Raw genomic sequence first — 25,716 nt, forward strand, 5'->3', positions numbered from 1 at the left:
TCTCTTTTGAAATTATAAACTATCTTCTATAGCTACCACCAGAACTACGTGAAGAACCACCACCGCCGCTACTACGTGAAGAACTGCCACTGCTGCCAGAACTACGAGAATAACTACCGCTACTACCTGATGAATAGCTACTTCCACTACTTCTTGAATAACTACCTGAATTAGAAGAGCGGGATGATGATCTGTCAGGCGTATAACTTCTTGATGGAGAAGTGGAACTTCCACGTGAATAGCTACTACTGCTACGGCTACTATTTGTTCCGGAACTTCGCGTCGAACTATTACTTCTATTATAAGAGGAACCAGAATTGCGTGTACTAGTACCAGAAGTACGTGTACTGCTTGGACGTGTATACGTTTCTGTATTTCTACGAGAGTATGAACTTCCTGAACGAACAGAGCTATTGCTACCGCTACGAGTATAATCGCGAGTACCTACAACTCTGCTATTTGTACCTGTACTACCTGAACGGCGAACACTTTGTCCAACAGAAGAATTAGCTGGTCTGGTAGTTGATGAACCGACACCTCTTCTGTAAGAAGTAGAATTATAATTTCTCGAACCAGAATAATAGGAACGATTATTACCATTAATCACACTACGTCCGGCATAATAAGGTCTTCCACCTCCGCCCCAGCCCCAGCTAGGACCACCGTGCCAGTGGTGATGATGTCCCCAATATCCGCCGCCATACCAGCCACCCCAGTAGCCGCCGCCCCAATAACCGGGGTAATATCCCCAAGAGTAATAAGGACGATTCCATCCCCAGCCATAGTTCCATCCCCAGCCGTAAGAGCCATAACGCCAATCCCACCAAAGCGGGTTACTGAACGTCGGGAATGCATAAGCATACATACCATCGGTATATACGTTCCAGTCCCATGAATTCGGACCGTAAACTACATCCCAATACAACGGACTGCTGATACTGATAGCGAAACGCGGATTGCGGAAACGGATGATACGTTCAGCGTATTCATAGTCGTCTGTTGTACCATTGAATTCGCCCGTCACCCATTCTCCGTCCAAATCCGGATTAGATTTTTCCTTTATATATAAGGTATCATTATCCATTACGAATTCATTTTCACGTGCATCGTAACGGCGGTTATATTCATCCACATCCCGTGTTCTTCCCTTACGGTCCTGAACAACCACTGTAGTACCCGGTGAAGTATAGATGTTAGTCGTCACCTGTTTCTTCGGTTCCTTCTTAACTGGAGTTTCTTTCTTCTCCTGTTTCTCTTTAGAAGGTACGAAGTAAAGGTCGTCATCAACGCTTTGTGCAAAGATACCTATCGGAAGGCACAAGGCAAATAGCAAGAAATAAACAATCTTTTTCATATCATCTCGGTTTATGTAATTACTTAAACTTATTCACGTTACAAAGATAAGGAAGAGATTTTTCGTCCGGGGGAGATTTTCCCCAAAGGATAATAGGGAAATCCCTATTTCTAACTATCTTTGTAGAAGATACAACGCTCACCGGCATAAAGTTCAGGCAAACTTGACTTTCTATACCCGGATTGCTGTATCTTTGCACATTATTCACCAGCATTAAAAACAACTATGAAGTATTTTGAGTTCACATTCCGCACCCAGCCTTGTACCGAAACCGTCAATGACGTACTGGCTGCCATACTGGGTGAAGTCGGATTTGAAAGTTTTGTTGAGTGTGAAGGCGGACTGACCGCATATATCCAACAGACATTGTGTGATGAAAACGCCATCAAGATTGCCATCAACGAGTTCCCCCTACCCGATACGGATATTACTTATACATATACCGAAGCGGAAGATAAGGACTGGAACGAGGAATGGGAAAAGAATTTCTTCCAACCTATCATTATCGGAAACCGATGTGTGATCCACAGCACTTTCCACCAAGATGTCCCCAAAGCGGAATATGACATCGTCATCAATCCTCAAATGGCCTTCGGAACAGGACACCACGAGACTACCAGCCTCATCATTGAAGAATTATTGGACAGCGAACTGAAAGATAAATCCCTGCTCGATATGGGCTGCGGAACTTCGATTCTCGCCATCCTCGCACGTATGCGGGGCGCACGTCCCTGTACGGCCATCGACATTGATGAATGGTGCGTACGAAACTCCATCGAAAACATCGAATTGAACCACGTAGACGATATTGCCGTATCAGAAGGAGATGCCTCGTCGCTTGTAGGAAAAGGACCTTTCGACGTTATCATTGCCAACATCAACCGGAATATATTACTAAATGATATGAAGCAATATGTTGCCTGTATGCATACGAATTCCGAACTCTATATGAGTGGATTTTATATAGACGACATTGCCGCCATCCGCGAAGAAGCGGAGAAGAACGGGCTGACTTTCGTTCATTATAAAGAGAAGAATCGTTGGGCAGAAGTGAAATTTATTTATAAAGGATAAGAGCCAACAAATATCTTTAAAAGAGAAAGCTCCCTTATCATTAAGAGATATAAGGAAGCAAGCAAAAATCGCAGTCGATATGCGCTATAAACAAGCGTAAGGCTCCAGATTAATGCAGAAAAAAAATAGTGACGGTATACGCTTGGGATAGTGACGCTATCCATAGCATATACCGTCACTATTTGCATCGGATAGCGTCACTATCTTATAAAGAGAAATAAAGTCGTTACGCGAACTCTTTTTTGACTTGTTGGCACCATGCTTTGATTTTCTTTTCCGCCTGTTCGGACTGATTATCCAAATCGACAACCAACCCGCACCACTGCTCGCCACGTAAAGCCTTGGAACGTTCGAAAGTGTAACCCTCGGAAGAAGTAAAACCGACCAAGGTAGCCTCATCCCCTTCAAAGACTTCTGCCAGCAAACCGATTCCATCCGCAAAATTCTCCGGATAGCGTATCTGATCTCCCAAACCGAAGATAGCAACCTTCTTACCTTTCAATTTCATTGTCCGGAGTTCCGGCAACAGTTCGTCCCAATAAGTAGGAAGTTCCCCGTCAAACCAGGTGGAAGCACCCACAATGAAGCAGTCATAAGCAGCAAAATCATTCTGCCAGGCCTGCTCGATAGGCACTACTTCTATCTTGTCTTCACCAAACTCTTTCTGTATTTTCTCTGCCACCCAACTCGTTCTTTCGGCTTTGGTAGCATAAAACAAACCTATCTTTTTCATAATTCTTCTCTTTTAATATTCCAATAATTTCCGTGCAGCTTCGTATATCTTAGCTTCGTCCGGCAAAATTTCTTTTTCCAGTATCGGATTGAAACCGACGGGAGTAAACGTAGAACCGACACGCTGCACCGGTCCGTCGAGATAACGGAACATTTCCTCACCAATCATTGCTGCAAGCTCCGCACCAAAACCGGAGAATACTTTATCTTCATGTACAACCAATGCTTTGCTGGTCTTCTTGACCGATTCAAATATTGCCTCTTTATCCAGCGGAATCAGAGAACGAATATCGATCACTTCTACTTTCCAACCACCCTCTTTCTCCAATCGTTCGGCGGCATGCAGACAGAAATGGGTCGTATTTCCGTATGTGATAATACTCAAATCCGTACCCTCACGGCGGATACGTGCTTTTCCGAAAGGTACTTCAAAGTCTTCCGGCACCACAGTGGCGGCTTCTACCGAATTATACAAAGCTTTCGGTTCAAGAAACAAAGTAAATCCCTTAGAGCGCATACTAGTACGCAACAATCCGGCTGCATCATCGGCAAAAGAAGGGCAGACAATTCGTGCTCCCGGCAATGTAGTCAAAGCTCCTTCTATATTTTGAGAGTGATACAGCCCTCCACCGATATAACCTCCGGAAGCCAACCGCAGCGTTATATTCGGGGCAAACTTACCATTGCTGCGCCAATACTCATGCGTACATTCTACATATTGTTCTACGGCAGGCCAGAAGTAATCGGCAAACTCCGCTCCCTCTATCACGACATGGATTTTAGGATCAAAGCGGCTCATTCCGTTAGCGGTGCCTACAATATAATCTTCGGCAATCGGCGCACTGAACACACGGGCTTCGCCGAATTCCTGCTGCATCCCTTTGGTGACATTAAACACGCCGCCTTTCTCTCTGTTTGCTACGTCCTGTCCCCAGATAAACGTATCGGGATTGTAGCGGAATTCGGCTTTCAATGTCTCGTTAATGGCATTTACCAGGAAGGTCTTTTCGCCCTCTGCTTCATGAGTACCTTCTTTGTACTTCTGGGGTTGATAAGGTTCGGGCATCACAAAATCGTAGATGCTCTTAGGATCAGGATCGGGAGCAGCCAACGCTTTTCGGTTGGCAGCCGACAGTTCTTTCTTTGCGTCAGCTTCGATCTGTTGCAACTCTTCTTCTGTCAGGCGTTTGTAACGCAACAACATCCGGCGGAATTTCATTAGCGGATCGGCATCTTTTACGTATTCCAGTTCGTTCTCATCCCGGTACAGGGTATGTTTATCCGAGTTGGAATGGGAACCGATACGAACACAGTTGGCCTGCACAATCACCGGGTTACGGGTTTCCCTTGCATATTCGTGAGCTTCGGTCATGGCATTCATCGAGTCGAACACATCTTTTCCATTGCAATAGATGATCTTCAGGTTCTTGAAACCGGAGAAATTCTCGGCAACTTTGCGGTTGGCTGTCTGTTCCGATTTAGGGACAGAGATTCCATATCCGTTGTCCTGAATCACAAAAATAACAGGAAGACGTTCAAGGCTGGCGCCATTGATAGCCTCATAGACAAAGCCTTCGGAAGTGGCAGATTCTCCGTGAGAAGTGATGGCGACTCCTTTATGTCCATAATATACCATTGCCCGTGCCACACCTGCCGCATGAAGGTCGTGTGTACCCGTTGCAGAAGAAATGTTTTCGATGTGCCATTCCGGTTTGGCGAAATGGTTCGACATGTGACGTCCGCCGCTGCCCGGGTCTGTCGCTTTCGAGATACCGTTCAGGATGATTTCTTCCGGAGTCATTCCGGCAGAAAGTACAGTCAGCATATCGCGGTAGTAAGGAAACAGGAAGTCTTCGCCCAAAGTGAATACCTGACCGATGGCAAGCTGAATACCATCATGCCCCGCGTAAGGAGCATGATAAGACCAACCCAAGGATTGTAGCAGGTATGACGGTGCTTTTTCATCCAAAGCACGCCCCAATGTCATCAGATGATACCACTTTTTCAGGGTTTCTACATCTGTCGTTTTTATATCATATTTCTTTTTCATAGTGAATGAAGTTCTTAATGAGTGAAACAATCAGTTATCAGCCTTGCCAGTTTTCGAGGTAGTCGGCTATAAAGTGGAGGAAGTTACCTCCCAACATTCCGTCTACTACCCGATGGTCGTAAGACAAAGACAGATACATTTTATGGCGGATGGCAATCGTATCGCCTTCCGGTGTTTCTATCACAGCAGGTTTCTTTTCAATATATCCTACTCCCAAAATAGCAACCTGCGGCTGATTAATTATCGGTGTACCGAATAGGCTCTTGAACGTTCCGAAATTGGTAATGGTAAATGTACCGCCATCAATATCTTCCGGCATTAATTTATTATCCCTTGCTTTCAGGGCTAAAGAGTCAATGGCAACTGCCAGGCCATTCAGATTCAAATGGTCGGCGTCATGCACCACAGGCACAATCAGATTTCCATCATTCAGAGAGACGGCAATACCTACATTGATATGTTTCTTAAAGAGGATATTATATCCGTCTACTGACACATTCACTTGAGGATAGGCTGCCAATGCTTTCGCTACGGCCTCGGTTATCACAGGCATATAAGTCAACTTCACTCCTTCGCGACGGAAGAAAGCATCTTTGTTCTTTTCGCGCCAACGCACCAGCTTAGTGACGTCTACTTCTACCACATTAGTTACATGAGGAGATACTTTCTTAGACATAACCATGTGATCGGCAATAATCCGGCGGACACGATCCATCTCTTTCACTTCAACTCCAGGCATGGCAACAGGAGCAGACGATTTGGATGAAGTAGCAGCCGACTGTGCAGCAGGGGCAGATGCAGCCGGAGACGTTTTCGGAGTTATCGGTTCGGGAGCAACAACCACCGACGGTTTGTTTGCAGCCGGAGCAGCAACAGCAGAGGTCGGCTTCGGTTCAGCCATATCGCCTCTTTTCTTCTTTTCAATATAGTCTTTTATATCTTTCTTACTCAATCGCCCTTCATAACCCGTACCTTGTATAGTATCCAACTCTTCTTTCGGAATCTTAGCCTCCCGCGCCAACTGAATCACAACAGGAGAATACCAACGTTCTTCCTCAACAGCAACGGGTTTGGATGTATCAACGGGGGTTGATGCAGTATTCACTGATTGACTCTTAGCAATGTCTGCTGCTGATTGTGATATTCCGGAAACATCAGCGGCAACCTGACTGGCATCAGCTCCTTCGTTTGTGGCACCTTCGCTTGCCGGCTCCGTACCGGATGATTCTTCGCCATCCAAATCAATAATAGCAACTACTATTCCTACAGCAACCGTGTCACCTTCCTTATATAAAATCTCTACCACTTTTCCCGCTACGGGAGAAGGGATTTCTGCACTTACTTTAGCAGTATTCACTTCAAAAAGCACATCGTCTTCCTGAATCATGTCACCCACCTTTACAGACCAAGAGACAATGGTCCCTTCGGTTATACTCTCGCCCAACTTAGGCATTTTTATTTCGAATTTTGACATAGACAGTAAATTTATTATTCAACCTTAGATATATTACAACAATGGGCTGAAATAGAAAGTTTTAAGTTAAGTAAAATTTAACCGGATGCCAATCGGCACAAACTGTACATCAACGGCTATATATCCACTCTTTCTGAATATATTTCTCTTCCCGGAGCTGATCGACAGCTTCTATCTCCTCCTTAGTGAAAGCACTGACAGATTGCGACTTACTGAAATACTGAAAAGCCTTTTCTTTGAAATCAGTGACAGTCCCCGCCGACAAATGCCTGCGGATATTGGTCACCTCACTCCGAACAGAAGGAACAGCATATACAGACGACAACATTTCATCATCGACCATCGGTTCCGGATTCAATGCTTGATGCAACGCTGTAAGGTCCGTATCATACAATAGCGTGCAATGATACAATACCCGATCCTTGTACAGGCATTGCGCACTTCCTGATATTTTCAATCCATTCAGATAAATCCCCAATCGTTCGCCTCCTGTTGCCATCAGTCCCATAGAGTTCAGGAAATCCAACGTCCGCTGCAAATACGTGACAAACTCCGGCAAGCGGGGAGTCGTTTCTATAAAAGTCAGATTGACATTGCCCAAATCATGGTACACTGTTCCTCCACCGGAAAAACGACGGGCAATATGTACCTGCTCCCGTTCCGCCCATTCCTGATCGACTTCCGACCGTAACCGCTGATGCTTCCCTATTACCACAGAAGGAGTGTCCTGCCAAAGCATGAAAATGTCTTCATTTCCCTGCTTCAACAGATATTCTTCTGCAGCCAAGTGAAAGTAAATATCAGTAAACGGACTATAGATACATCGAATCATAGGTCAGACAGAATAAGAGTTAAAACATAATCTCGTGATAAATCTCTCCGACCGTAGGATGCGGGAATACAGTCTTCTGAAATTCTTCCACCGTATAGCCTCTCTGAATAGCAATACCTGCGATCACTATGAGTTCCGACGCCGGATTTCCCAATATGTGGCAACCGATGATCTTCCCTTCTTCATCCTGAATCAACTTACAAAGGCCGTTTCCCTGTTCATTCTCGGCTACGAACCGACCGGAATAAGCCATCGGTAATTTGGATACACGGTAAGAAAGTCCTGATTTTATCAGTTCTTCTTCTGTCTTTCCTACGCCCGCCACTTCGGGATTGGTATAAACAACTCCCGGAACACAATCGTAATTTATCCGGTCTTCCACTCCCAAGATATGATTGATAGCGACTTCCGCTTCACGAATAGCGGTATGTGCCAATAAAGAATAACCTGTAATATCCCCACAAGCATATACACGGGGATGCGAAGTCAACAGATGTTCATCTACTTTGACCCCGTTCCGATGCAATTCTATATTCAGCTTGTCCAGCCCCACTCTGGATAAATTTGCCTTACGGCCTACACTAAGCAAGATTTTCTCCGCTTCAATAGCGGAAACTTTGCCTTCTTTTTCTATCACGACTCCATGAGCGTTCACTTCCACTACTTTCGTATTCAAATAGAAAGTGACTCCCCGTTTGGCATATTCGGCGCGAAGCATGCCGCTCGTTTCCTTATCCATCGCTCCCAAAATCTCCGGCATCATTTCTACCACATGCACCTTTACTCCCATACTGTTGAAGAAAGAAGCAAATTCCATCCCGATCACTCCACCGCCAATAATAACCAGCGTCTTGGGAAGTTCTTTTATCTCCAACGCCTCCTTGGAAGTCCAATAACTGACTCCCGACAATCCCGGTATGGGAGGAATCACTGTATCGGAGCCGGTACATACCAGCAAGTATTTCACGGAATAGTTTTCTCCATCACAGGTGATGCGGATCATCCCCTCTTTCTCTCCCTCTATAAAAGCTTCTTTCTCCACGATCGTCACTCCGTAAGAATTCACAGTCATCTTCACGCCACCCGTCAACATTTTCACTGTTTTGTCTTTGCGGCTCATAATCTTGGATAAATCGAACGAAGGAGATTCGGCAGAAACGCCATATTTGGAAGCACTTTTAATGCTATCCAGTATTTTAGCAGAATATAACAAAGTTTTAGTAGGAATACACCCCTCATTGAGACATACTCCCCCCATTGCCTTTTTCTCAAAAAGAACGGCTTTTAATCCGTTGGCCCCTGCCCGTTCGGCAGCTGTGTAGCCGGCAGGACCACCACCAATAATAGCTATATCAAAGTTCATAATCGTATCTTTTTTAGTAATAATACAATTATAACAAATGAGAGAAGAGATAAGTTGTTGGGAAAAGAAATACCTGTTATTTAATTGTCAGCTTTTTAAGTTCTTCTAACGAGCCATTGAACACGTTCAGGTCTACGTCTTCTTTGATGCCGGGAACACTTCCTACATCAGTATGTTGCCAAAAGTCCCATTTCCCCTGATACTTTACAGAGTCAACATAATAATGGGCAATCCAGTAAGGGTATGTATTGAAGATGGAATCGTCCAGATAACGGGTTTTAAATTTATAAGAAGTATAAAGAATAGGTTTCACTCCATAATGAGATTCCACCCGGTCCAGCCAGCGTTTAATGCCTTGCTGCAATTCCTTTTTTTCCTTCCGCCCGGTCACTTCCACATCAAGTACGGGAGGTAAATCACCCGTGTCCAGTTTCACCGTACGAATAAAGAAGTCCGCCTGTTTCAAAGCATCCGTACCAGGAATATAAAAATGATAAGCACCACGGATAAATCCATGGTTACGGGCATTGGCGAAGTTCGCCTCAAAGGTAGTATCGTTATGGTCTCCTCCTTCTGTAGCTTTCATAAAAACGAAATGCAAAGGAGTAGCCGTTTCTTTATTCTGCAACAGTCTTTTCCAGTCAATCTTTCCCTGGTAATGAGAAATGTCAATACCATGAATATCATATCCGTCAGGGATACAAACTCCGTATTCCTTTAAACCATGACAAGGTTTCCATCGATAAGCATAAGGACGGATAAAGAAATAGTAGAATACAACGGAAAAACAACCGACAATCACCACTGCCAAAATGTTACGAATCCAGACAGGCATCACAGTTCGATGCTTCATCTGTTCCTTTTTTGAGGTACGGGAAGTTTTGGAAGAAGAGGTCGTTCCCTTTTTCTTGGTAGTGGAAACAGTTCTTTTCTTCTGTACGGCAGACATCGGGTTGTTGCGTTGCGGCATTTACTTTAAACGATCAATGTTTTTAGAGATAGGCACGGATTACGCGAATTAACACGGTTTTTTAGTTATTTCTTATAAACCGTGTAGTCCGTGTAATCCGTGCCTGAAAGAATCTTTCATTGCAGCTGTTATTGCAACTGTTACATCAACAACTGCTCTGAAGTGTATTTATTTAGCTTGTTCCAGCTGCAAAGTCTTAGTTGCCTGGTCGCAAACTTCTGTAGGACCGAAGTACTGGATCGGACCCGGATATACATAATCCGTTTCGATAGCCCAACGATCACGTTGCGCAGCAAATGCCTTGAAAGGAGCACCATCCAGTTTCACCAATGCTTTCTGAATAACCGGTTTCATTTCACCGTGGCGACGTTCCATGTTCATCATCATAGTGATAGGCACACCACCAGCAATCCATTCAGCAGCAGGAGCAGTTGTGTTGCGTACAGAAGACATATAACCAGTCTTACCGTTAGCAATCAACATAGAGGCTGTGTAACCCAGAGAGTAGCAATAGTCAGCGTCAAAGTTTGACGGAGCAGCACAACGTCCTTCATAACCGAAGAAGTGGTGTTGAGCAGCAAATTTACCAACATACTTGCCTGCTTCTTTCCATGAAGCCAATTTGGTAGCTACCATTTCAGACAACAGCTTTTCTGTTTCGATCAGTGATACCTGAACGTTTCCGTGCGGGTCACGATCCAAAGTCAACTGACGGGCAACACCTTCCGGCAGACTTGCGTAGATAGCAGAGTTTTCCGGAGAAAGTTTGCGGATGATATAATCACGTTGGTGAGATTTCTTAATCTGACCGAATTCTTCAGCATTAGCAGCCAGGAAGTCGTTCAATTCAGCAATCAGGCGTTTCATGGCAGGAATGAATTCTACCAATCCTTCCGGAATCAATACAGTACCGAAGTTGTTTCCTTGTGCGGCACGATCAGCTACCACTTTAGCGATGTAAGTCACTACATCGTCCAAAGACATATCTTTAGCTTCTACTTCTTCAGAAACGATACATACGTTAGGCTGTACCTGTAAAGCACATTCCAGTGCGATGTGAGAAGCCGAACGACCCATCAACTTGATGAAGTGCCAGTATTTACGTGCAGAGTTACAGTCACGTTGGATGTTACCGATTACTTCTGCATAAGTCTTACATGCTGTATCGAAACCGAAAGAAGTTTCAATCATATCGTTCTTCAAGTCACCGTCGATTGTTTTCGGGCAACCGATTACCTGTACACCGTAGTTCTTAGCTGCATAGTATTCAGCCAAGACACAAGCGTTTGTGTTAGAGTCGTCACCACCAATGATAACCAATGCTTTGATGCCAAGTTCTTTGATGATTTCATATCCCTTTTCGAATTGGCTTTCTGCTTCCAGCTTCGTACGTCCGGAACCGATGATATCGAAACCACCTGTGTTACGGTATTCGTCGATAATATCAGCAGTCAGTTCCATATAATTGTGATCTACCAGACCACCAGGACCCAGAATAAAACCATATAATTTGTTTTCCGGGTTCAATTTCTTGATACCGTCGAACAAACCGGAGATTACATTGTGTCCGCCCGGAGCCTGACCACCGGAAAGAATTACACCTACGTTCATAGCGGGAAGAGCAACAGCTTCACCAGCTTCGAATGTAATCAACGGCATTCCATACGTGTTCGGGAATAATGCTTTGATAGCTTCCTGATCGGCTACAGATTGAGTAGCAGCACCTGCTACAGCCTTAACAGCTCCTGATGCCAATGCTTTCGGAAGTTTGGGCTGGTAAGCAGCCCTTGCGATTTGCAATGCACTTTTAGTCATTTTCTTTAATTTTTTATTTAAAGGTGTTAGTAAGTTTCTTGTCAAACTTGAAAAGCGTTGCAAATTTCGCACTTTTTTCCGAATTATGAAAATTCTTCTGTTGTTGTTTTTAAGACAAAAAGAAGAAGAAAGAAAAATTAAGGCTACCTCCCGGTGTGGGAGATAACCTTTACGTTTTCTTCAATGAGTGAATCGATATGATAATTCTAGGGATTTTGTTCCCAGCCTCCACCAAGAGCCTTATAGAGTTGAACTACCGCAATCAACTCGTCACGGATAGCATTACTCAACCCAATCTGTGCATCAAAATATCCACGTTGGGCATCCAATACGTCCAGATAATTAATAACTCCATTGATGTATTGCAGTTGTGCCAGGTCCATGTAGCTCTTGGCCGAACGTTCCAAATTGGCACGAAGTTCATACACTTCTTTGATCTTGTTGAAATTGACAATTGCATTACGTGTTTCCTTGAAAGCTTCCAGTACGGCTTTTTCATAACTATGTACTTCAGCCTCATAAGCTGCCTTTTTGGCTTTTAATGCCGCACGGTTCTTTCCCCAGCCAAAAATCGGAGTCAGCAAAGCTCCTTCCATCACTGCGTATGGAGATTTCAGAAGTTCCGACAAAGAAGTACTTTCACTACCGAAACCACCTGTCAGGGCAAGACGCGGGAACATATTTGTATAGGCCACTCCCACTTTCGCATTGGCAGCAATCAATTTCTGCTCTGCCTGACGGATGTCGGGACGACGTTCCAATAATGTAGACGGCAATCCAACAGGAAGTGTTTCCGGAGAGTTGAATTCCTGAAGCAAACGGGAACGGGCTATCTTATTAGGATATTCACCCGCAAGATAGGCAATATCGTTTTCTTTCAGGGAGATTTTACGTTCGAGGTCAGGAACCAAAGTTGCCGTACGTGCCAACTCCACCTGCGCCTGTCGATAAGAAGTCTCGGAAGTCAATCCGCCGGCAAACCGGATACGCGCCAAACGTACTCCTTCTTCACGGGCTTTCAATGTTTGCTTTACAATGTCCAGTTCTGTATCTAAAGCAACCAATTCATAGTAAGCCTGTGCCACTTCAGCAACAATCGTCATCCGCAATGCGCGTTGTGCCTCGATAGATTGCAGATACTCGGCAATACTGGCCGAACGTGCCCAACGCAGATTTCCCCAAAGATCAAGTTCCCATGAAACGAGAAATTGTGCTTCAAAGGTCTCTGATCTCTTGAAAGCATCTCCTCCATGATTTTCGAGTTCACGTTCTGCCGTTACTTTTCCTTTGATATCCGGAAGTAACGCAGCGGTGGAAATACGTTTCTGTGCTGCCATTTCTTTCACACGGGCAGCGGCAATCAACATATCCTTGTTGTGATCCAGTGCACGTTCAATCAGGCTTCTCAAGGTAGCATCCGTATAAATATCCCTCCAGTCCTGATCGCCGAAGCTGATCGAGTCTTGCGCTCTTTCCAAGCTGTCGGGCAAATGAAGATCAGGGCGGACATAGCTTTTCCCTACCTTGCAGGAAGTCAAGACCCCGGCAAGTAACAGGATAGCAATATATAGTTTCTTTCGTTTCATTATTTCTTATGTTTTAAAATTTTCGACTTTGTTTTATACACCATCACAAAGAAGAACGGCACAAGAATGATACCGAATACAATGGCAAATATCATTCCGAAAAATACACCTGTACCGATTGCCTGCCGGCTTGCCGACCCCGGACCGCTTGCCAATACCATCGGAAGCATACCGAGTACGAATGCGAGAGAAGTCATCAGAATCGGACGGAAACGCAATTTGGCCGCGTAAATAGCCGACTGCACCAGGTCTTCACCTTTATCTACCTGTACTTTTGCAAACTCTACAATCAAAATCGCGTTCTTGGCGGCAAGTCCCACCAACATTACCAGACCAATCTGGAAATAGACATCATTCTCCAATCCGCAAACCCAGACTCCTAAATAGGCTCCCAAAGCGGCAACAGGTAAAGAAAGCAATACGGCAATAGGAACTGTCCAACTTTCGTATTGCGCAGCAAGGAAAAGGAAAACGAACAGGAATACCAATGCCATCACCATGCCTGTCTGACCTCCCGCCTGCTTCTCCTGATAAGAAAGACCACTCCATTCCAGCCCAATATTATCGGGTAGATGGTCACGGGCAATCTGTTCCATGATCTCCATCGCCTGTCCGGAACTATATCCCTGTGCAGCTGCTCCACGGATAACGGCCGTAGTAAACATATTGAAACGTTTAATGCTTCCCGGTCCTGTGGTATAGGAGGCATTTCCTAAAGAAGTCAACGGTACCATCGCTCCATTGGAGGCTTTCACGAAGAACAGATTGATATTGTCTTTGTGTTCCCGGTAAGGAGCTTCCGCCTGAATGTAAACCTTATATATACGGTTGAACATATTAAAGTCGTTCACATACACCGAACCGGTATAAGCCTTCATGGTAGAGAACACATCAGCCAGTGGCACACCCAGCATCTTTACTTTGTCACGGTCTACATCGAAATAGAGTTGTGGTATTTCCGACTGCAAAGAAGATGACAGACCAGCCAGCTCTTTGCGCTTGGATGCGTAGTACATTAATGTATCTGCCGCGTCTACCAAATTATCGAAAGTGGCTTCTCCACGGGCTTCCAATTGCATTTCAAAACCTCCCGAGCTACCCAGTCCCGGAATAACCGGAGGAGTGGACAGATAGACTTTACATTCGGGATATTCCCTCAAATGTTTTTCCACCGTATCCATAATCTTCTCAATAGTGGTGTTCTTCCGCTCTTCCCAAGGTTTCAGGATCACCGTCAGTTCAGCACGTCCCTGGTTACTTCCAACACGCGGACTACTTCCCGTTACGTTCTGTATATATTCGATATATGGATTCTTCTCCAAATAAGCAATGGCACGTTCTGTTACGATACGGGTACGTTCCAAAGTAGCTCCTTCCGGCAGTTCCAATTCAATTTTGAAATATCCCTGGTCTTCCACAGGCAAGAAACTGGTCGGAATAATACGGTGAATCAGCATGATAGCAATCAACACCATACCAAAAGCACTTAAAACCCGGCGAGGATGCTTGATCGTACGAGTCACGGCAGCTACATATTTATTGCTACCGATGCCCAGCCATTCATTAATCTTCCGGAAAACAATATTCTTTTTCTTTCCGTTATCCGGCTTCAGAATCAATGAACACATCACCGGGCTCAATGTCAGAGCCACTACCGTAGAAATAAGTACGGACACCACAATCGTCACCGTAAACTGGCGATACAACTGCCCTGTAATCCCACTTAAAAAACTAACCGGAACGAACACAGCCGCCAATACCAGTGATGTGGCAATCAAAGCACTAGCAAGTCCGTTCATCGCTTTCTTCGTTGCTTCGTATGGGCTTAGATGTTCCGTTTCCATGATATGTTCTACGCCTTCCACCACCACAATCGCATCATCCACAACAATACCGATGGCAAGAATCAATCCGAGTAATGTCAGTATATTCAGCGAGAAACCGAAAATCAACATGAATCCGAAAGTACCGATCAATGAAATAGGCACCGCCACTACCGGAATCAACGTTGCACGCCAGCTCTGCAAGGATAGATAAACCACCAATACAACTAATACCAACGCTTCAAACAACGTCTTATATACTTCATGAATAGATTCGGAAATATAGGTCGTCATATCGAACGGAATCTCATAGCTCAATCCTTCCGGAAAGTTCTTGCTAATCTCATCCATAGCCTCTTTTACCCTCTCGGCTACTTCCATCGCATTTGCTCCCGGCAACATATAAATGCCAAGCACAGCGGCATTCTCGCCGTTGATACCACTTTCCGTGTTATAAGAAGAAGCCTCCAACGATACACGCGCCACGTCTTTCAACCTGATAATAGATCCGTTGGCATTGGCACGCACTACAATATCTTCAAACTGCCCTACGGTAGACAAACGTCCTTGAGTCGTAATAGGAATGGTAATATCCAGTCCCTGTACCGGCTGTTGCCCCAATACACCGGCTGCCGATTCACGGTTCTGATCCTTCAATGCATTCTGTAAATCCTGCACGGTCAGTCCAAAGTTTGCCAACTTATCGGGTTGCGCCCATATCTGCATCGCATAATAGCGGCTACCGATATTAGATACACGTCCAACCCCAGGAATACGGCGAATTACATCGAGCACGTTGATAGTAGCAAAGTTACTCAAATAAATTTCGTCGAACTTCGGATCAGTAGAAGTCAAACAAAGCGTCATCAACTGACTGGGAGCCTGTTTTTCTACCGAAATACCATTCTGAATGACTTCCGCCGGCAGACGGGATTCCGCCAGTTTCACACGGTTCTGAATCTCAACGGCTGCCAAATCCGGATCGGCAGATACGTCAAAAGTGACCGTTGCCGAAAAACCTCCGGAGTTAGAACTGTTTGATTCCATATAAAGCATACCCGGCGTACCATTGATTTCCTGCTCAATCGGAGTGGCTACTGCCTGCGACACGGTAAGTGCGCTGGCACCCGGATAGGATGCGCTGATCTTTACCACCGGAGGGGTAATCTGCGGATATTGATCCACCGGAAGCATCGTCAGGCCAATAATGCCGACAATCACAATCACGATGGAGATTACAGCCGAGAAGACCGGCCTATCTATAAAAAAAGTAACTTTCATCGTTTATTCTCCTTTCGCGTTATCCTTCGTTCCGGTAGTGTTTTCTTTTACTCCGGTCACTTCATTTTTTGTCGTAGTTATACTGTCCCCAGCTTCGGCTTCCGGATCACTGACCCGTACTTTCATGCCCGGAGTCAACTTATGGAACCCTTCTACAACCACCATTTCTCCTTCTGCCAGTCCTCTTTCTACCACCACATTATTCCCGACTTCCGGTCCTAATTCGATAAAACGTTTCTCTACCGCATTATCTTTGCGCATGGTATAAATATATGCTCCACCCTTTTCGATGGTAACGGCTTTCATCGGAACAACCAGTGCACCTTCACGAACATCCAGCAACAACTTTACCTTTGTAAATTGTCCCGGCAACAATACTTGTTTCGGATTCGGCATTTCTGCACGTACAGAGAAAGTTCCGGTTTGAGGATCGACTTGCGGTTCGGCAAAATCCACATATCCTTTAAATGGATAGACGGTATTATCCGCCAATGTAATGGTAATATTCGGCTGCCAGGAACGGGTGGAATCCTGCTGTCCCAAATTAATGTTTCTTTCTTTACTCTTCAAATAATCGAGTGCTGTCATACTGAAATCCACCAACACTGTATCACTCTTCACAATGGTAGCAAGCAATGATTTTCCTCCGGGACCGACTAATGTACCCAAGTCCACATTTCTTTCACTAATGTGTCCCGATAAGGGCGAACGAACAATGGTATAACCCAATTCCAGTTCAGCCTGTGCCAAATCCGCCTCGCTCATGGCTACCGTTGCCTCGGCACTTTCATATGCAGCTTCCGCATTATCCAAGTCCAACTGGCTTGCAGCGTTCTGTTCAAACAACGGACGGATACGTTTTAAATCACGTTCCGCTTTCAAAGCCTGCGCTTCGTCTTTTTTCAATTGTGCTCTGGCTTTATCTGCTTTGGCACGATACTGGTCCTGGTTGATTACAAACAAAACCTGATTCTTATTGACATATGTACCTTCGGCAAAAAGCATATTTTCCAGATAACCTTCCACACGGGCACGTACCTCGACGAACTGTTGGGCACGAATACGCCCCACATATTCCCCGTATATCTCTACGTCGTCTTTCACTACCGGTTCAACAATGACTGTCGGCATTTCCGGCGCAGCCTTCTGAGGTCGGGTCAGTATCCAGTACACACCCAACACAACTACCATACATATAATAGCAGCAATGGTTCTCTTTCTCCTCAGTTTCAACTCATGTTTCGAAAAGAATAATCTCATATCGAATCTTATTATTTAATTTAACTTATGTTTGTTCTATATCCTTATTTACAACTCATATACCAAAAATGCGTTAGCTGCATTATTTGCTTAAAATCAAAGCATTAGATATTTCTTCGTTTTGCAGAAAGTGTGGAAATTCACTGTATGGTGTAGAAAAAATCCACATTTCCGACTTTTGGAACATTTTTTTTAGTTCCTATTTCAACAACTAAACAAATTATGCTCTACATTTGTATTATATTAAACATCAACACTAGACCACATCCTAATGAAAAAACAAATCTTTTCAACATTAGTTTTATCAATTGGCATCTTATTGCCTTTTTCTTTGCATTCTCAAGAGCAAAGGAAAAAGGTAGGTGTCGTTCTAAGCGGTGGCGGTGCCAAAGGAATGGCACACATCAAAGCACTGAAAGTAATTGAGGAAGCCGGAATTCCTATTGACTATATAGCCGGCACCAGTATGGGAGCTATCGTAGGTGGTCTGTATGCCATCGGTTATACTACGGAACAATTGGACAGCATGGTACGAAAACAAGATTGGACATTCCTGTTGAGCGACCGTATCAAACGAAGTGCCATGTCATTGACTGATCGTGAGCGGTCTGAAAAATATACAGTCTCTATCCCTTTCACCAAAACTCCCAAGGATGCTGCTACTGGAGGACTCATGAAAGGGCAAAATCTGGCTAACCTATTTTCAGACCTCACTGTGGGGTATCATGACTCTATCGACTTCAATAAACTTCCCATTCCTTTTGCCTGTGTAGCGGCCAATGTTGTCAATGGAGAGCAAATTGTATTCCATGACGGAATACTCTCAACCGCTATGCGTGCCAGCATGGCTATTCCGGGTGTATTCACTCCGGTACGGCAAGACAGCATGGTATTAGTGGACGGCGGCATTGTAAACAACTATCCGGCAGATGTTGTAAAAGCCATGGGAGCCGATATTATTATCGGAGTAGACGTGCAGAATGCTTTGAAGAAGGCTGACAAGCTCAACAGCGTCCCCGATATTCTGGGGCAGATTGTAGACATCACCTGCCAGTCTAACCACGAAAAGAATGTAGACCTCACAGACACTTATATCCGTGTCAATGTGGAGGGATATTCATCTGCCAGTTTTACCCCGGCAGCCATCGACACTCTGATGCGAAGAGGCGAAGAAGCGGCTAAAGAACAATGGAATTCGTTGCTTGCCTTGAAAAAGAAGATAGGAATAGCCGAAGATTATACTCCGAAGCAACATGGCCCTTATTCTTCTCTTTCCAATGCACGCACAGTTTATGTGACGGACATCTCATTTTCCGGTGTAGAGGTGGATGATAAAAAATGGCTGATGAAGAAATGTAATCTGAAAGAAAACAGTGACATTACCACTCAACAAATAGAACAGGCCTTGTATCAATTACGCGGTAGCCAATCCTATTCCAGTGCCAGCTATACGTTGAAAGAGACTCCTGAAGGTTATCACCTCAACTTCCTGTTGCAGGAAAAATATGAAAGAAGAATCAATCTGGGCATCCGTTTCGATTCGGAAGAAATCGCGTCTTTGTTGGTGAATGCAACGGCAGACCTCAAAACTCATATTCCTTCCCGCCTGGCTCTTACCGGTCGATTGGGTAAACGATATGCTGCCCGCATAGACTATACGCTGGAACCCATGCAGCAACGTAATTTCAACTTCTCGTATATGTTCCAATACAACGATATCAACATTTACGAGGAAGGTGACCGTGCCTATAATACAACGTATAAATATCATCTGGCAGAATTCGGTTTCTCCGATGTATGGTACAAGAATTTCCGCTTCGGACTCGGTCTGCGTTTTGAATACTACAAGTACAAAGATTTCCTGTTCAAGAAACCTGAAATCTCCGATCTGAAAGTGGAATCGGAACATTTTCTAAGTTATTTTGCCCAAGTGCAATATAATACTTATGATAAAGGACGCTTCCCTTCTAAAGGAAGTGACTTCAGAGCTGCCTATTCGCTTTATACGGATAACATGGCACAATACAACGACCACGCTCCATTTTCAGCATTGAATGCTTCGTGGGCAAGTGTCATCCCTGTGACCCGCCGTTTCTCCGTCATTCCTTCCATTTATGGACGTATCCTGATCGGAAGAGATTTTCCTTATCCGTTGCAAAATGCCATTGGCGGTGACGTACCCGGTTTCTATATTCCACAGCAATTACCGTTTGCCGGGGTCACCAATCTGGAATTGATGGATAACACCATCATGATTGCGTCTATTAAGTTCAGACAACGTATGGGAGCCATTCATTATCTCACACTGACGGGTAACTATGGGCTAACGGATAGTAATTTCTTCGATATATTGAAAGGCAAGCAATTATTCGGTGTTAGTGCAGGTTATGGAATGGACAGCATCTTCGGACCATTGGAAATATCGTTGGGATACTCCAATCAGACGGACAAAGGAAGTTGTTTTGTGAATTTAGGGTATTACTTCTAGTCAAATCTAGTCAAAAAGAATATAATAACACTCCAAGGAAGACAGATTTTAGCAATACTACTTCGCGTAATACAATATTTTCAAAAAGCAAAAGAGGAGACCGCTTCACAGTGATCTCCTCCCTCTATACTCTATATGAACATGCCCCAAAGGGTTTATTAAAAAAGGAACATATTCAAAAGGGTTTTATTAAAAATATTACATATCGATTCAATGAATCGTTTCAAATCATATCAACGATCTTCACAGACAGTTGATATTCAGGGAAATGTGCATCAAAATAAAATCTGATGCATGGCTTCGATTAGGTAAAGATGTACCTCTGTACTTTTTCCTAATCGGCTAAGGCAAGGATTCAATGCTACAAACGAATCCAAGCCCCTTACTATAAAACATCTTAAATACTACCACCCTTACCGCCGCTATGTGTCGGATTATAAGTAACCGTCTTATATTGATGCTCCGTTCCGGTATAACGAGTTGCTGTAATCGAAACCGTCTTGTTTTGACCATTAAACTTTACATTAGCCGTCAACGTGGTAGTACGCGCTTTTGCATAGCAAGTATAACTCATAGTGGTGTATCCGTTTACATTTACAGTGTTATAAACACGTTCAGTTTCCGTAATGCCAGATACCGATCCCATTAATGAGAACATACGAGTTTTCATGAAAGCAACCATTGCATTCACCGTTTTTGTATCGCTCTCACTAGTAGTAGCTCCTAATTGCGATTTAACTTCAGCAACAAGACCAGCATCATTCTTATCATAGTCCCAACCAGACTTTTCCTTATATTTCAGTTCAATACCAGTCACTGCTTTAGCATTCTCGCTATTATCACGACTAGCTTGTCCTAGAATATTAGTTGTCACAGTTTCATTACTAATCTTGCTGTATACTTTATTTTCTATTGCATAAGCAGAGAAGTGATCGACATCGGCTGTATATGCAGTGACAGCTCCACCTTCTGTAGTAGAAGATATATTTTTAATTACATTTCCCTTATTATCTTTTGCATCTCCCCATTCTCCTGTATCTGGATTCTGATAAGTAAGTATCATATCAGCATCAGCGAATGTTACTCCAGGGATAGGGTTAGGAATAGAAATCGTAACCTTTTTTGCAAATTGCAAACCAGACGGTTCAAATTTAGCAGCAGCTAAAGGGATGCTTTTAGGTATATCTTTATTCACTTCTTCAGCCTTCACTTCAGTAGTCACTTCTGCAGGAGCAGGAACAAAGGTTGTTACACTAATGCCAACATTCCCATCACTAATAAGGCTTGCACTAGCTTCTGTATCAATTGCACCTGCCGGTATTGCCAATTCGACTTTCACGAGTGGTTTATCCTCTACCACTGCTTCCGGAGCAACTTCTCCCGGATCTTCAATGGTAGTATTAGATTCACTATTATCCTCTACTTTAATTTCTTCTTCTGCAGTTACTGACACCGTTTCTTTCCGACTCTCCTTTGTCAGAGCCAGAGCTACCGTTACCACACTACGATTCTCTGCATTCTCTGCAATGACAACTGACGTTTTCTGTGAAAGATATCCATTAGAAGACGTTTCAATACTATAAGTACCTGTAGCACTTTCTGTAACAGAGAACTTACCATTCGAGTCGGTTGTGTAATTTTTACTACCCACTTTTACCTTTACCCCATTCATTGCTTTTCCTCCAGAAGTCACCGTACCCATAATGTAATACTCCACTACCGGTTTTGGAGTTTCAATTACTTCCCCTTCTGCCGGTTTCGGATCGTCATCATCATCGTGACAGGCTACTGTCGCAAAAGTTAACATACCCAAGGCTATTGCCATGGCACCCACATAAAACCATTTTACACTTTTCATAATGTTTCAATTTTGTTAAAAATACTAGTTAAAATATCAATCATGTTTCACTTCTCACTCGTTTTAATCAAATAATATCGAATATAATCCGGCTGCCAGAAATGTGAATTCTCTGCCGACTTAGGTTCAACACTATAACTTTCGCCCAACGAACGATGGGCATATTCATTCCCGCTACGCATATCATACTGAAAAGCAAAATATTCGGGAAGCATTACCCGTAGCAGATGTCGCTTGCGTTTCTTTCCCGGTAATGGAATAGAAAAGTTGAATCCTGCATTCGTTGCTCCATTTGTATACATACCATATATACCTACAATATATTCGCCGAAGTAGCGTGAAAGAGTTCCGCGTACTCCATAATCGCCATAAATAAAGCGATCTCCTTCTACTTTTACCAAGGTATTCACTTCCGGTATATAATATCCTACACTAATTTTTCCATTGACTCTTTTCCATTGACTCATTTTCCATTCGCTACCATAGAAATGAGCAGAACCGGTTATTCCTCCTCCACCTTCTACCGTCCACCGACCATTTGCCGAAAAATAGCCGATGCCTGCTGCAAGTCCCTGGCGGTCATTGGAGAAGCTACCGCCTGTGAGGTATCCTTTCCAATGATTAGCCAAGCGAAAATCCTGACGCAAAGCCATGAATCCCAAGCGAACGCAGTTCCACTTGCCATCTTCATTACTTACAATAGGCAAAGAAACCTGCATCCGTAGCGAGGCGCCTTTCCATAATTGCATTTCCACGGCAGGTTGCAACTCGAGAGCCGCTTTATACAACTTATAAGTTACATTATTGACTAACATCACGTTGGGATATACTACCAAATCGACCTTACCGAAAGAACTTTCTTTTCGTTTTACGCCTTTCAGCTGCCGTACAGCAGTTTCGGTAGAAGTAGTCATCCCCATCTTGCGATACACTTCATCCAACGCACATTCACCGGCTTGATATTTTTGAATCAATTCTGCAGGGATGGTTATGCATAATTGTGGTAAGGCATTATCTAATATAAGTAGCTGCAAAGTCGGTATTTCCGGTATAGTAACCAAATGGCGTATGGCAATACCGATTCCATTATAAATACCTCTATAAGCAGAGGTCTCAAAAGCCGCAGTTATCGTGTCCCTTTTCTCCACAACTGAAATATTCTCCATATCCAACTCTTTCAGTGTCTCACTCACACGAACAGGCTGTGCCTGTAACAAAGAAATACCACAGAGAAAAACAGCGGTCACACTAACAATCCTTTTCATCTTCTTTTAATGCATTAATGTACATTCATACCGCAGACCGGCGGAAACACATGTAAATTCACGAGTAAACACATTGACGGACAAATGCTTCCAAAAGCGCATGGCAGCACCCATATTCCATCCACGCGTATCATATTCCACCATCAACTTCAATTCTTTGCAAAAAGAAGGCGTATAGCGGACACCTCCGAAAGGTCCTTTATTAAATACACGACAATCACCTTGATGAATATACCATCCGGCCGTTACAGCCAATTGGTCTCCCGAACGAAACCCGATAGTCTTTGTCAACACACCATAATAAGCTCCCCAATACGGAGTCTTCTTCTCCGTCAAAAGATCATCTCCACCAATCACAACAGCTGGGAAATAGCGACTTTCTTTTAGCGGACGAATACGAATCGTATTAGAACGGTCCTGATTATGATAACCCGTCCTGCCTGTACCGGTTGTCATTTTGAGTAATGTCATCCGGTAAGTGAATTCGATAAAAGAAAAAAGAGTCATATCTACAAAATAGTTCATGGTAGGAAAACTGAAAACCGATGGAGTAACTTGCTCGGGTAAGAAATTGACTCCTCCCATAAATGTACCGGTCTCCTGCATTTCAGCGGTAGGTATCATCAACTGCCCCGTTGTTCCCATGGAATATTGCGCGTGAACCAGACCGCTCATCGGAATGAGTATCAGAAATAGAATACTACCTTTTAACGAAATAAATGGCTTATTCCTAAAAGCCGCTTTAGTTTGTTTCATCTTTATTTGTATGTTATACTTTTAAATAGAGATATTCTCAAAACTTTTTTGATTAATCCACTATTTTTACCTTATATAATTCTGTTACTTCTTAGGTAACAGTAAACACACAACCAAGACCAATCGGAATGAGAATAGAGAAAAACATCGACAATTACAGTGATAGAAGAGTTTTTGCCTTTAGCGAAGGGGGAAATTCTTTTTAAGACAGGACATATAAATCAGAGGGCATGAAGATATGATTATTTCATGTTCGGATTTTTTTTTGCCGTATGCATCAGATAAAACGAAAAAAAATGGGGGAATATTTGTTTGCTATTTATATTTTTGTCTATCTTTGCGTCATATTTGATTCCGTTACCTAAGAAGTAACAGATACATTTAAATACTGATTATTAAAGTTTTGTCTATCTATTACCTACTTACATTGTAATTTTTAACGTAAGATAAATTCTTTCTATTTACTTCTGTGCGTTCTCTTAATCCAAAGCCTTTCAGATATATTTGTGTGGTTTTAATAGATTTGTGTCCCAGCGATTCACTAATCATTTCAACCGGAACTCCGCGATACTTGGCAGTAGTGGCCCAAGAATGTCGGAAGGTATATGAAGTGACGGGTGAGTCCAGGCGCAACACTCTCGCCAAATCCTTCAAAGAATTATTAAAACGACGAAGAGCAGACTGATATTCTTTATATGCTTTTTCATCTTTCCGCTTCTTATCACCATGCAGAATATCGAATAAATAGTCGGGACAATCAGGAAGAGCGGGTTTATTGCTTCGAAGCTGATTCACCATCTCTTTTGCACTTTCCAGAATTTCCAGGCTTATAGGTGTTTTAGTCTTGATACGGTTATATTGAAGCACATTCCGGTCTAAAGCCGATTTCTCCAAATGCGCCAAATCCGCGAATGACATTCCACAGAACTGAAACATCAGAGCTGCAATCGTCTGCGTACGACGCAAACGTTCGGATTTCGGGTCCTCATACAGTAGTTTGTGCAATTCGGTCACAGGCAATGCTTTCTTTTGCCGGATATCCACGCCTGTATAGACATCATGAAACAACCGGGGAACATAAGGGGCACTTCCCGCTTCTACTCCCCGATTATAGATACTACGCAACATACGCATATAAGTAGAAACCGTATTGAGCTTTAATCCGGACCCGTAAAGATGCTGTCCATAGCATCGTAAACACTCCCGGGTGACTTGCCTGAACGATATGTTACCTGTTCCACAAAACTTACTAAAAGAAAAAAGAGCATTCTTATAAACATGAGCGGTAGAATATCGCCCTTCTTTTCGCAAACGCTCAATGTACGCTCCGGCACATTGGCTAAATCCATTTTTATTCATTTTTTGCATCACTAGTTATTTTAGATTATACAATATATAGAGAAAGAACAAAAGTAAGCTACTTTATGATTGCAGCTATTATAAAAAAAGAAAAGTAAAAGAAAACCTTCACTCGCGTGGAAGTTATTCTTTTACTTTCCTATAACGTTCTGAATTTATTCACCATATAGGCCGCAGAAGTGAATCTTATTCATGTCTGCACTGTTTTCACCACAGAGTACACAGAGGGCACAGAGGTGAATCTGTTTTATGACTTACGGTTGTGACCCTAATTTTGATGCGTAATCCTCCTACTATAAAGTTGAAAAAACATGAAAACATCTGCCACCTGCAACCAAACGCGTGTAATGCACTAGTTGATAAATAGTTGGAGCGT

The 25,716-nt window shown here is 43.5% G+C and carries 17 protein-coding genes; 2 read left to right on the top strand and 15 right to left on the bottom strand.

Annotation, left to right across the window (positions count from 1 at the left end; translation table 11 throughout):
- Positions 1–19: 19 nt before the first annotated feature.
- On the bottom strand, positions 20–1,354 hold the full coding sequence (locus KFO40_RS18340; protein ID WP_211146674.1) for a hypothetical protein: 1,335 nt from the start codon (positions 1,352–1,354) through the stop codon (positions 20–22).
- A 225-nt stretch (positions 1,355–1,579) separates the two neighbouring features.
- On the opposite strand from KFO40_RS18340, the gene prmA reads away from it, so the two are divergent.
- Positions 1,580–2,428, top strand: coding sequence for a 50S ribosomal protein L11 methyltransferase (gene prmA / locus KFO40_RS18345; RefSeq protein ID WP_074706057.1), 849 nt, complete (start codon positions 1,580–1,582; stop codon positions 2,426–2,428).
- Positions 2,429–2,654: 226 nt separating this feature from the next.
- Here prmA and KFO40_RS18350 read toward each other — a convergent pair whose 3' ends face one another.
- From KFO40_RS18350 to KFO40_RS18395, 10 genes are all read right to left on the bottom strand, one after another.
- Positions 2,655–3,161: a flavodoxin gene (locus tag KFO40_RS18350; protein ID WP_004314967.1), complete on the bottom strand. Its 507-nt coding sequence runs from the start codon at positions 3,159–3,161 to the stop codon at positions 2,655–2,657.
- Positions 3,162–3,173: 12 nt separating this feature from the next.
- Positions 3,174–5,210: a thiamine pyrophosphate-dependent enzyme gene (locus KFO40_RS18355; RefSeq protein ID WP_008774897.1), complete on the bottom strand. Its 2,037-nt coding sequence runs from the start codon at positions 5,208–5,210 to the stop codon at positions 3,174–3,176.
- Between the two features lie 37 nt (positions 5,211–5,247).
- Positions 5,248–6,684, bottom strand: a complete 1,437-nt coding sequence (locus KFO40_RS18360; protein ID WP_149941714.1) for a dihydrolipoamide acetyltransferase family protein — start codon at positions 6,682–6,684, stop codon at positions 5,248–5,250.
- 109 nt (positions 6,685–6,793) lie between these two features.
- Positions 6,794–7,516 (bottom strand): biotin/lipoate A/B protein ligase family protein, encoded by a 723-nt coding sequence (locus KFO40_RS18365; protein WP_211146675.1) that lies wholly within the window; start codon positions 7,514–7,516, stop codon positions 6,794–6,796.
- Positions 7,517–7,535: 19 nt separating this feature from the next.
- The gene (gene lpdA / locus KFO40_RS18370) at positions 7,536–8,879 is read right to left on the bottom strand and encodes a dihydrolipoyl dehydrogenase (protein WP_211146676.1); all 1,344 of its coding nucleotides are present in this window, start codon (positions 8,877–8,879) and stop codon (positions 7,536–7,538) included.
- Between the two features lie 76 nt (positions 8,880–8,955).
- Entirely contained in the window at positions 8,956–9,849 is an 894-nt protein-coding gene (locus tag KFO40_RS18375) for a glycoside hydrolase family 25 protein (protein WP_004314972.1), read from the bottom strand.
- 168 nt (positions 9,850–10,017) lie between these two features.
- Positions 10,018–11,664 (bottom strand): diphosphate--fructose-6-phosphate 1-phosphotransferase, encoded by a 1,647-nt coding sequence (locus KFO40_RS18380; RefSeq protein ID WP_004314973.1) that lies wholly within the window; start codon positions 11,662–11,664, stop codon positions 10,018–10,020.
- Positions 11,665–11,870: 206 nt separating this feature from the next.
- Positions 11,871–13,250, bottom strand: coding sequence for an efflux transporter outer membrane subunit (locus KFO40_RS18385; RefSeq protein ID WP_004314974.1), 1,380 nt, complete (start codon positions 13,248–13,250; stop codon positions 11,871–11,873).
- Positions 13,250–16,354 carry an efflux RND transporter permease subunit gene (locus KFO40_RS18390; RefSeq protein WP_008643983.1) on the bottom strand — a complete coding sequence of 1,035 codons (3,105 nt, stop codon included), beginning with the start codon at positions 16,352–16,354 and terminating at the stop codon, positions 13,250–13,252. The genes KFO40_RS18385 and KFO40_RS18390 overlap by 1 nt, the downstream gene beginning before the upstream one ends.
- A gap of 3 nt (positions 16,355–16,357) precedes the next feature.
- Entirely contained in the window at positions 16,358–17,614 is a 1,257-nt protein-coding gene (locus KFO40_RS18395) for an efflux RND transporter periplasmic adaptor subunit (protein WP_008021831.1), read from the bottom strand.
- A 271-nt stretch (positions 17,615–17,885) separates the two neighbouring features.
- Here KFO40_RS18395 and KFO40_RS18400 point away from each other — a divergent pair, with 271 nt between their 5' ends.
- Entirely contained in the window at positions 17,886–20,102 is a 2,217-nt protein-coding gene (locus KFO40_RS18400; protein WP_120143354.1) for a patatin-like phospholipase family protein, read from the top strand.
- A 397-nt stretch (positions 20,103–20,499) separates the two neighbouring features.
- Here KFO40_RS18400 and KFO40_RS18405 read toward each other — a convergent pair whose 3' ends face one another.
- The 4 genes from KFO40_RS18405 to KFO40_RS18420 form a co-directional block, all read right to left on the bottom strand.
- On the bottom strand, positions 20,500–21,960 hold the full coding sequence (locus tag KFO40_RS18405; protein ID WP_211146677.1) for a carboxypeptidase-like regulatory domain-containing protein: 1,461 nt from the start codon (positions 21,958–21,960) through the stop codon (positions 20,500–20,502).
- Positions 21,961–22,007: 47 nt separating this feature from the next.
- The gene (locus KFO40_RS18410; protein WP_211146678.1) at positions 22,008–23,225 is read right to left on the bottom strand and encodes a hypothetical protein; all 1,218 of its coding nucleotides are present in this window, start codon (positions 23,223–23,225) and stop codon (positions 22,008–22,010) included.
- 6 nt (positions 23,226–23,231) lie between these two features.
- Positions 23,232–23,981 carry a YjbH domain-containing protein gene (locus tag KFO40_RS18415; RefSeq protein WP_004325599.1) on the bottom strand — a complete coding sequence of 250 codons (750 nt, stop codon included), beginning with the start codon at positions 23,979–23,981 and terminating at the stop codon, positions 23,232–23,234.
- 414 nt (positions 23,982–24,395) lie between these two features.
- Positions 24,396–25,349 (bottom strand): tyrosine-type DNA invertase cluster 3b, encoded by a 954-nt coding sequence (locus KFO40_RS18420; protein WP_211146679.1) that lies wholly within the window; start codon positions 25,347–25,349, stop codon positions 24,396–24,398.
- Positions 25,350–25,716 lie beyond the last annotated feature (367 nt).

It is taken from the genome of Bacteroides sp. 1001302B_160321_D4 (assembly GCF_015667765.1).
GTDB lineage: Bacteria > Bacteroidota > Bacteroidia > Bacteroidales > Bacteroidaceae > Bacteroides > Bacteroides xylanisolvens.

Bases quoted from the DNA above. Each gene is read 5' to 3' on its own strand.
- KFO40_RS18340 (WP_211146674.1), bottom strand. From the start codon at position 1,354: ATGAAAAAGATTGTTTATTTCTTGCTATTTGCCTTGTGCCTTCCGATA.
- prmA (WP_074706057.1), top strand. From the start codon at position 1,580: ATGAAGTATTTTGAGTTCACATTCCGCACCCAGCCTTGTACCGAAACC.
- KFO40_RS18350 (WP_004314967.1), bottom strand. From the start codon at position 3,161: ATGAAAAAGATAGGTTTGTTTTATGCTACCAAAGCCGAAAGAACGAGT.
- KFO40_RS18355 (WP_008774897.1), bottom strand. From the start codon at position 5,210: ATGAAAAAGAAATATGATATAAAAACGACAGATGTAGAAACCCTGAAA.
- KFO40_RS18360 (WP_149941714.1), bottom strand. From the start codon at position 6,684: ATGTCAAAATTCGAAATAAAAATGCCTAAGTTGGGCGAGAGTATAACC.
- KFO40_RS18365 (WP_211146675.1), bottom strand. From the start codon at position 7,516: ATGATTCGATGTATCTATAGTCCGTTTACTGATATTTACTTTCACTTG.
- lpdA (WP_211146676.1), bottom strand. From the start codon at position 8,879: ATGAACTTTGATATAGCTATTATTGGTGGTGGTCCTGCCGGCTACACA.
- KFO40_RS18375 (WP_004314972.1), bottom strand. From the start codon at position 9,849: ATGCCGCAACGCAACAACCCGATGTCTGCCGTACAGAAGAAAAGAACT.
- KFO40_RS18380 (WP_004314973.1), bottom strand. From the start codon at position 11,664: ATGACTAAAAGTGCATTGCAAATCGCAAGGGCTGCTTACCAGCCCAAA.
- KFO40_RS18385 (WP_004314974.1), bottom strand. From the start codon at position 13,250: ATGAAACGAAAGAAACTATATATTGCTATCCTGTTACTTGCCGGGGTC.
- KFO40_RS18390 (WP_008643983.1), bottom strand. From the start codon at position 16,354: ATGAAAGTTACTTTTTTTATAGATAGGCCGGTCTTCTCGGCTGTAATC.
- KFO40_RS18395 (WP_008021831.1), bottom strand. From the start codon at position 17,614: ATGAGATTATTCTTTTCGAAACATGAGTTGAAACTGAGGAGAAAGAGA.
- KFO40_RS18400 (WP_120143354.1), top strand. From the start codon at position 17,886: ATGAAAAAACAAATCTTTTCAACATTAGTTTTATCAATTGGCATCTTA.
- KFO40_RS18405 (WP_211146677.1), bottom strand. From the start codon at position 21,960: ATGAAAAGTGTAAAATGGTTTTATGTGGGTGCCATGGCAATAGCCTTG.
- KFO40_RS18410 (WP_211146678.1), bottom strand. From the start codon at position 23,225: ATGAAAAGGATTGTTAGTGTGACCGCTGTTTTTCTCTGTGGTATTTCT.
- KFO40_RS18415 (WP_004325599.1), bottom strand. From the start codon at position 23,981: ATGAAACAAACTAAAGCGGCTTTTAGGAATAAGCCATTTATTTCGTTA.
- KFO40_RS18420 (WP_211146679.1), bottom strand. From the start codon at position 25,349: ATGCAAAAAATGAATAAAAATGGATTTAGCCAATGTGCCGGAGCGTAC.